5 protein-coding genes and 1 pseudogene are annotated in these 6,070 nt (G+C 43.9%); 1 reads left to right on the top strand and 5 read right to left on the bottom strand.

What is annotated here, in order from left to right; translation table 11 throughout:
* A pseudogene (locus Q0241_RS09110) lies at positions 1-439 on the top strand (chromosome partitioning protein ParB); the annotation flags it as partial.
* 15 nt (positions 440-454) lie between these two features.
* Here the strand turns inward: Q0241_RS09110 and holA are convergent.
* From holA to Q0241_RS09085, 5 genes are all read right to left on the bottom strand, one after another.
* Positions 455-1,489, bottom strand: a complete 1,035-nt coding sequence (gene holA, locus Q0241_RS09105; protein WP_299376350.1) for a DNA polymerase III subunit delta — start codon at positions 1,487-1,489, stop codon at positions 455-457.
* A gap of 37 nt (positions 1,490-1,526) precedes the next feature.
* A complete protein-coding gene (gene lptE, locus Q0241_RS09100) occupies positions 1,527-2,048 on the bottom strand; it encodes an LPS assembly lipoprotein LptE (RefSeq protein ID WP_299376348.1) in 522 nt (173 codons plus the stop codon).
* A gap of 21 nt (positions 2,049-2,069) precedes the next feature.
* Positions 2,070-4,631, bottom strand: coding sequence for a leucine--tRNA ligase (gene leuS / locus Q0241_RS09095; protein ID WP_299376346.1), 2,562 nt, complete (start codon positions 4,629-4,631; stop codon positions 2,070-2,072).
* 135 nt (positions 4,632-4,766) lie between these two features.
* Positions 4,767-5,300 carry a DUF3576 domain-containing protein gene (locus Q0241_RS09090; RefSeq protein WP_299376343.1) on the bottom strand — a complete coding sequence of 178 codons (534 nt, stop codon included), beginning with the start codon at positions 5,298-5,300 and terminating at the stop codon, positions 4,767-4,769.
* Positions 5,301-5,425: 125 nt separating this feature from the next.
* Positions 5,426-6,070 (bottom strand): porin (locus Q0241_RS09085; RefSeq protein ID WP_299376341.1); only part of this gene is annotated, 645 nt, incomplete at its 5' end.

Raw genomic sequence — 6,070 nt, 5'->3', positions numbered from 1 at the left:
TATTGCAAATATACTTCGTTTACTTTCCCTTCCGGAAGAAGTACAGAATCTTGTCGAAAAAGGTGATTTGAGTGCCGGTCATGCTCGTGCACTTGTCGGTGCTGAAGACGCCGTTGAACTTGCTCAGGAAATTTCTTCAAAAGGTCTTTCTGTTCGGGAAACAGAACGCTTGGCTAAAGCGATGAAAAAAGAGCTTAGTGAGCCTGAAGAAGATCAAGTTCAGGTTAAAAAGCCAATTTCTACGTCAAAGATTAAACCAAGTTCAGGCTCTCAAAAAGATGCAGATACTCTTGCGTTAGAACGTGATCTGTCAAATATGTTGGGTCTAAAGGTTAGTATCGATTTTCATGGGCAGGGTGGTGCGCTTAAAATCGCTTACGATACTTTGGAGCAGCTTGATAATGTTCTGCACCGCTTAACCCAATCTTCCGAGTCATAACCCTCTAAGCGCTATTTAAGAACGCCGGCGGGTAGGGGCGTTCGCTGTTATTTCTAGTAGTGTTCTTGCACAAAGTGTTTCTGCCGGGGCCCCTGTTTTTTTACAGTTGGCTTCCGTATCTAAAAGCATACTGAGTGCCTTGGCCAATACCGTTGGGGACCATTTTCTTGCTTGCGCTTTAAAAGGATCAGCAACTTTCCAGAATAAAGGTGGTCGTAGTGTTGAGACAGCTTTATCCATAGGGATACCTTGGGCGACTAAACCGGCTGTTAAATGCAATCTCTGGAAATGTCGGGTGACTGCTCTTAGAATGGTAATTGCGTTTTGATTTTCTTGGTGCGCTCTTACCAAAGTCTTTTCAAGTTTTTGTATATTTCCTGTTCCGACGGCAATTGCTAAATCGTCTAGGGTTAATGTCGCGGTGTCACCAATGCAGGCTTGTGCATCTTCAAGAGAAATCGGTGAGGAATTTATACCTTTATACAGACATAATTTCTGTAGTTCTCGGCGCGTTAATCGTCGATCAGTACCAAGATTTGCAACGAGGAAGCCGAGAGCGTCGTTTGAAAGAGAAAATCCTTCATTTTCAATGGTTTGACGAATTAGACCAGGAAGGCTTTTTTCATCATCTTTGTAACATGCGATAGCTGCGGCTTGATTTTCTGTTTCGAAAACTTTTCTAAGTTTGGATCTGCCTGGTAAATCACCGCCCTCAAGGATGATGAGGGCATCGCCAACGGGATCAGAAAAATAACCTGAAAAAGTTTGAGCTAACGCATCACTAGCGGATCGTATTCGTATAACGCGCCTACCACCCATCATAGATATTGCCGCTGCTTCATCACTGATTAATGAAGGTTCTTTTTTCAGAACATCATTATCGAGGTTGACTACGCGAAAAGGATCCTGAGCATCGTCGACGACAGTATGAAGTAAATTCTGACTTCGCTCTAAAACCAACCCCTCATCGGGGCCATAAACCAAGATGGCTTTTATACTACTGTCGGGAGACTTGGAAAAACTATCAGCTTTGGCAGCGGGTATTTTCACTTACTCAGAGCCTTATTCAGAAAACGATGCAAAGCACTTACTGTAACTTATTGAAGTAGGTACCGAGCTGTAAAGCCATATCATCGGCTACCTGCCGTAAAACACGGCTACGGGCAGTGTCCTCGGCTACAAGGTTGGCGTAGGGATCATCCAGCTTGTCAAAACTGTTGGTTGATCGTGCTATGGAAGAAAAAACGATATTATTACTAGATAGACTAACGAGTGAATATTTGACTGCTATAGTTAAATTTGTTCTTGAAGTCGTATTATCCAGACGAACAGCTAGGTTTTTTTCTGTTTCTTCAATAATTGCTTTCAAGACATAAAGTGGTTTTCTTGGTTGCCCAAGTGGGTTCATTCTGTCCCGTAGCATGTTGTGAAGGATTTGCCCTGGGCGATCGGGAAGCGGGCTTATTCTTATCGTCTGCAAGGCCTGATTCGAAGAATATCCGGTTTCAGTATTCTTTTTATAGACGGGTTGAAATCCACAGGCTGACAGGCTGAAAAGACCGACTATAAAGGTAATTAACAGACAGAATTTCTTGACAAATATGGACATTATCAAAGCCTTAAAAGCAGATTATACAACAATATTTACAATTCGGTTTTTGACAATAATGACTTTACGAATATCTTTGCCATCAATTGCTCTTTGTACCCCAGTTTCGGCTAGTGCGGCTTGCTTAATTTCATCTTCGGTTGCTTCAAGCGACAATGAAATTGTTGCACGGACTTTACCGTTAACCTGAACAGGGAGCTTTACGGTTTCGTCTACTGTTAAACTTTCATCAGCAACAGGCCAGGAAACATTGACGATAAGATCGTTATGACCAAGTTGATTCCATAGCTCTTCGGAGATATGGGGCATCATTGGGGAAACAAGACGAACGAGTATTTCAAAAGCTTCACGTAATGCCCAGAAATCATCATCTTTGCTCGCTTTGAATTGACCTATACTATTGGTTAATTCGTATATTTTTGCGACCGCAGCATTAAAGCGGAAGCTTTCAATGTTCTCGCTTATAGCAGCAATGGATTTATGAACAGTTCTTCTCAGTTCAAGAGCTCGATCATTGAATGTATCTGGTTTTTCCGTGTTGACGTTTGGAAGATTATTCAACTCGGTTGTGATCAGACGCCACATACGTTGGGTAAAGCGCCATGACCCATCAATTCCGGATTCTGTCCATTCCATATCGCGGTCCGGGGGGCTGTCTGAAAGCATAAAAAATCTTGCTGTATCAGATCCATAACTACCAATAATATCTGCTGGATCAATGGTATTTTTCTTTGATTTACTCATTTTGATAGAGGGACCGACGTTTACGGTATCACCATCTAGAGTAACAAAATTCCCAGAATCATCTTTTTCAATTTCTTCTGGGGATAGCCACTCACCTTTATCGTTTTGATAGGTTTCATGGCAAATCATACCTTGGGTGAAAAGACCTTTAAAAGGTTCTTTCGCAGCAAGGTATCCACACTTTTCAAGCCCGCGCGTGAAGAATCTTGAATAGAGAAGGTGAAGTACAGCGTGTTCAATGCCGCCGATATATTGATCAACAGGGAGCCAATAATCGACATCCTTGCGATTAAAGGCGTTGTCATCTCTGGGACTACAGAAACGTGCAAAATACCAAGATGATTCCATAAAGGTATCAAATGTATCTGTTTCTCTGACAGCAGCTTTGCCACAACAAGGGCACTTTGTATGTTTCCATGTTGGATGGTGTGCAATGGGGTTACCGGGTTTATCGAAGGTTACGTCTTCAGGCAACTCGACAGGAAGATTTTCTTCCTTTTCAGGAACAGCGCCGCAATCTTCACAATAGATAATGGGAATAGGACATCCCCAATAGCGTTGACGGGATACACCCCAATCTCTCAGGCGGAACTGAGTGGTTCCTTTACCGTGGCCCAGCTCTTCCAGATGATTAATGACTGTTTTCTTGCCAGTATTAATATCTAAACCATCAAGGAACTGAGAATTAAACAGTGCTCCTTCGCCAGTATAAGCTTCGTTCTCAATAGTAAAAGCGTTTGGATCTTCGCCTTTTGGCAGGACAACAGGCGTGACGTTCAGATTGTATTTTCTGGCAAAGTCCAGATCACGCTGGTCGTGGGCAGGGCATCCAAATACGGCGCCGGTTCCATAATCCATAAGAACAAAGTTTGCGACATAAACAGGCAGCTCAAGTGAAGAATCCAGAGGGTGAGTGACTTTTAACCCCGTATTAAACCCTTTTTTGTCTGCTTTTTCGATAGCTTCTTCGGACGTCCCCATCTTGTTGCACTCAGCAACAAAAGCCTTGAGTTCTGAATTATTAGTTGAAAGCTGATCGGCGAGGGGGTGGTTTGCGGAAATGGCACAGAAAGATGCGCCGAACAGTGTATCGGGGCGTGTGGTGTAAACTTCAATCTCCTGATCAGAATCTTTGATCTTGAAAAAGACGCGTGCCCCTTCGGATTTGCCAATCCAGTTGTGTTGCATAGTGCGGACTTTGTCCGGCCAGCGATCTAGGGTTTCCAGACCTTCCAATAGCTCATCAGCAAAGTCGGTAATTTTAAAAAACCACTGGCTCAATTTGCGCTTTTCTACTTCTGCACCAGAACGCCATCCCTTACCGTCGATAACCTGCTCATTGGCGAGCACTGTCTGGTCCACTGGGTCCCAGTTTACCCAAGACTCCTTACGCTCAACCAGACCCGCTTTTAGGAAGTCCAGGAACATTTTCTGTTCGTGTTTGTAATATTGTGGATGGCAGGTAGCTATTTCACGATCCCAATCGATGGAAAGACCCATAGATTTGAGCTGTTCACGCATGGCGGCAATATTTTCGTAGGTCCACTTACCTGGGTGGACTCCGCGGGCCATTGCGGCATTTTCTGCGGGAAGACCAAAAGCGTCCCAACCCATGGGATGAAGAACATTAAACCCTTTGGCTTTTTTATATCGAGAGATTACATCGCCAATTGTATAGTTCCGAACGTGGCCCATGTGGATCCGGCCAGAAGGATAGGGGAACATTTCCAAGACATAATACTTGGGTTTGTCTGTATCTGTTTCGACAGAAAAACAATTGTTCTCAACCCAGGCTTTTTGCCACTTGGTTTCGGTTTCCTTGACGTTGTAACGGCTCATAATATTCTGACTTAGCTAAAACGGCTTATATATAAAGCCCATGGTAATAAGATTAAAAGGCCACAGATGAAGGATTTTCAGTTTCTGTGGCCTTGATACGGTTTCATCCAATTTATGTAAATTGGGTAGTAGAAGTTACTCGCTTGAAGCAATTCTTAACTGGCGAGCACGCGTTAGAATTGCATCTTCCAACTCTGTTCCCGTTTTAGGATCGACTTTGGCGTCAATCCAGCTGCCTGTGACATCACGTTGTTGTTTGAAAACAGAGGCACGAACACCATCAGCGCGGAGATCGCGGCCAAGAATGAAGACATTAACTTTAAAGCGCTCTGGTTTTGTCTCATCCGGGCTATACCAGTCCGTGATAATCACGCCCCCAAAAGGATCAGCAGAGGTAAGCGGCATAAAAGCGATGGTATCGAGTGAGGCACGCCAAAGAAAAGAGTTTACGCCAACACCAGCACCACCGTCTTGAGGTTTGTTATTCCCCAGATCTAAAAGGTTAACACCACCTTCACCGCCAAGAATTGATCCACCATATTTGGCGTATTTTTCATCTGAAGGGGTATCGTAAATAAGATCTGATTCTTTACCGCCTTCGCAAGCGAGTAGGAAAATAGAGAACAGAGTAATAAAAGCGAAACGAACTAAAGAGGTGAGGTTGGTCATGCTTCTTCCCGGATTATACTTAATCTGAGAATACTTAACCTAATCTTCATGTAGAAGTACAGTAAAAAGAAAGGCCGGTTCGAAACCGAACCGACCTGTCTTTTAAACTATGTAGTAGGTATCAATTAGAATGATACAGCTACACCAGCTTGGATGTTAGTGAAGTCTTCAGCAGCGCCTTCGTATTCGCCAACTGTACCACCAACCCAAGTTTTAAGACCTGGAGCAACCTGATAGCCAAGACCAGCTGAGTAAGCTGTGAATTCTGTATCAGATGCATTGTCGTTGTCACGCTCGGACCAAGCTGCACCAACAGCGAAGCTCCAAGGACCAGTTCCGTAGCTTAGACCTAGATCAACAGTGTTCTGGTCATAAGTATCTTCTTGGTCTTCGTGCATAAGGCCAACAGCTGCGCTGAAACCAGCATAACCAACCATTAGACCACCACCAACAGCGTAATAAGTCTGGTCATCAGCACCAGCTTGCTGTGTTTCGTGTGTACCACCAACTAGACCTGCATCGATTGAGAAATCGTTAACATTAGTTGAGTAGTTGATACCACCATCAATGTGGTTGTCACGTGAAGTGTTGCCAGTTGAAGCAGAGTTACCTTCGTCAGCATCTGGTGCGTAAGAGATACCAGCTTTGAAACCATTGAAGTTTGGTGTGAAGTAAGTGATTTTTGTGTCATCACCTGCATCAGCGAAATCTGCTGCAGTGTTCGCACCGGAAGTGTAAGCACCACCAAGAATGGAACCAGTGTAGTTACC

The sequence above is a fragment of the uncultured Kiloniella sp. genome, assembly GCF_937128705.1.
Classification (GTDB): Bacteria; Pseudomonadota; Alphaproteobacteria; order Kiloniellales; family Kiloniellaceae; genus Kiloniella.
This window is presented reverse-complemented; position numbering and strand designations above follow the sequence as displayed.

What these genes read in the sequence shown, in the direction of transcription:
- lptE (WP_299376348.1), bottom strand. Translation starts at nt 2,048, where the DNA reads ATGTCCATATTTGTCAAGAAATTCTGTCTGTTAATTACCTTTATAGTC.
- Q0241_RS09090 (WP_299376343.1), bottom strand. Translation starts at nt 5,300, where the DNA reads ATGACCAACCTCACCTCTTTAGTTCGTTTCGCTTTTATTACTCTGTTC.
- leuS (WP_299376346.1), bottom strand. Translation starts at nt 4,631, where the DNA reads ATGAGCCGTTACAACGTCAAGGAAACCGAAACCAAGTGGCAAAAAGCC.